The sequence below is a fragment of the Streptomyces sp. NPDC005492 genome (assembly GCF_040605995.1).
Classification (GTDB): domain Bacteria; phylum Actinomycetota; class Actinomycetes; order Streptomycetales; family Streptomycetaceae; genus Streptomyces.
Map to the genome: position 1 here is coordinate 1 of NZ_JBEXDX010000088.1, position 1,885 is coordinate 1,885.

Sequence of the window (1,885 nt, forward strand, 5' to 3'; positions counted from 1 at the left end):
GTGTTCACCGTGCTTCCCGCCCCGTCCGCCGTCGTGGCGGAAAGCTGGAGCCCCGCAGCTCGCGGGCCAGCACGGCAACAGGTGCCGCTGCCCGCGAGCCGCCGTCCTCGGCCTCCTCGACCGAGGCCAGGACCGTGCGGTGGTCCGCCCCGCGGCTACAGCACGACCTCGGCCAGCCGTGCGACCTCGTCGATGTCGTCGCTGGTCGGGTTGAACACGAGTTCGTCGGCGCCGATGTCCGCGAAGGCCTGAACGGTCGCCCGGACGGCCTCCGCTCCCCCGCTGACAGCGGAGGCCAGGAAGTCGGCCAGGTCGGTGCCGGCCGAGGAGTAGTAGTCGCGGACACTCGTGCGTCCGGCCTCCATGTCCGCGAAGGCGTAGTAGGCGATGGCGACCAGGTACGGCGAGCCCGCGCGTCCGGCGTCCTTCCACGCCGCGCGCACCGCGTCGAAGGCGGGGCCCACCATGGTGGCCGGCACCGAGCCGCCGATGTATCCCTGCCCCGACCGGGCGACACGGTCGTACGAGGCCTGGACCATGCCGCCGAAGAGCAGCGGCACCTCACGGCTGCCCTGGGGAACGACTGGGTTGTCGCAGCCCGGCAGCGTCTCGCCACGCCAGACGCTCTTGTAGACCTCGAGGTCCTGGTCGAGCCGCTTGCCGGTGCCGCGCGGGCCGAAGCCCTTCACGACGAAGTCGTCGGGCCGCCCGCCCAGGCCGATACCGAGCGTGAAACGCCCACCTGACACGGCGTCGATCCCGGCGGCCTCCTTCGCCAGCAGTACAGGCGGCCACACAGGGCCCAGAAGGACGTTGCTGACGAGCCCGATGGTGCTGGTGGCACCCGCGGCGGCGGCCAGCGCGACGGTGTCCATCACACCGGGATACGCGATACGGCCGACACTGCCGAGGGTGGAGAAACCGGCCTCCTCGGAACGCCTGGCCCACTCGGGGATGACGGTGGGCCGCACGTTGCGGACCTGGTTGGGAAGCCCGATGCCGATCTTCACTATCAACTCTCCACTGTAGCCATATAGTTGACCCTTCAAGAGAGATCACGATGTGCGTGCCTCGAAGGTTCACAGTCGTGGGTCGCCGCCATGGCGAGCAGGCTGCCGAGAGCGTAGCGCCGGCGGGATTTGACAGTGCCGCCGGGTATGCCGAGCACCCGGGCGGTCTCGGTCTCCCACGCGCTGCGGTCGCACAAGTCGGGCCCAGAGCGGCCGCGACGCAAGCCGGTCGCACGCACAACCACTCGAAGGGCCGCGCGACTGCGCTGCCCCTCGACCGTTCCTAGAGGTAGTCCCGCGGACAGGCCGTGTTCCACCCGGGCTCGCGCCCGGCGGTGGACGGCATTCTCCGCTTCCTGCTGTGGGCTGAGGTGGGTCTGGCCTCGTCGTTTGCGGTGTGGAATGAGCAGGCCGGTGCTCTGGTATCCGCCGTCGGCGATGGTCGGGGCTCCGTGGCAGGCCCGGTCGACGCCGGACTCGGTGAAGGCCCGGCAGGCGTTGCGGCTGCCGGGCAGCGGCAGGCCGATCGCCACGACCACGCGGCTGTTGGCGTCAATGACGACCTGCAGGTTGGTCGAGTACCGGTAATTCTTGCTGGAGGCAGCAATGCTCCGGTCCCGGGTGGGCACCAGGGTGCCGTCGACGATGTAGACGGTGTCCTTGCGCGGCCGGCGAGATGGCCAGTAAGGGCGCCAGGTGATCGAGGATGCGGTCAGCCGCAGACTTCGACACCCCGAACAGGGGTGCCACCTGCCGCAACGTCAGATTCGTGCGCCGGTGCGTCGCTACCAGCAATACCCGGTCCTCCAGCGGCAGCCGCCAGGGACGGCCGCGCTGAACGTCACCACCACGACACCACCAGCCTGGCGAACTGC

General features: G+C 70.0%; 1 protein-coding gene and 1 pseudogene. Both read right to left on the minus strand.

Annotated elements, in window-relative coordinates:
• Positions 1 to 155: 155 nt before the first annotated feature.
• The gene (locus ABZT04_RS45000) at positions 156 to 1,010 is read right to left on the minus strand and encodes an LLM class flavin-dependent oxidoreductase (RefSeq protein ID WP_356066288.1); all 855 of its coding nucleotides are present in this window, start codon (positions 1,008 to 1,010) and stop codon (positions 156 to 158) included.
• A gap of 308 nt (positions 1,011 to 1,318) precedes the next feature.
• Positions 1,319 to 1,885: pseudogene (locus ABZT04_RS45005) on the minus strand (transposase); the annotation flags it as partial.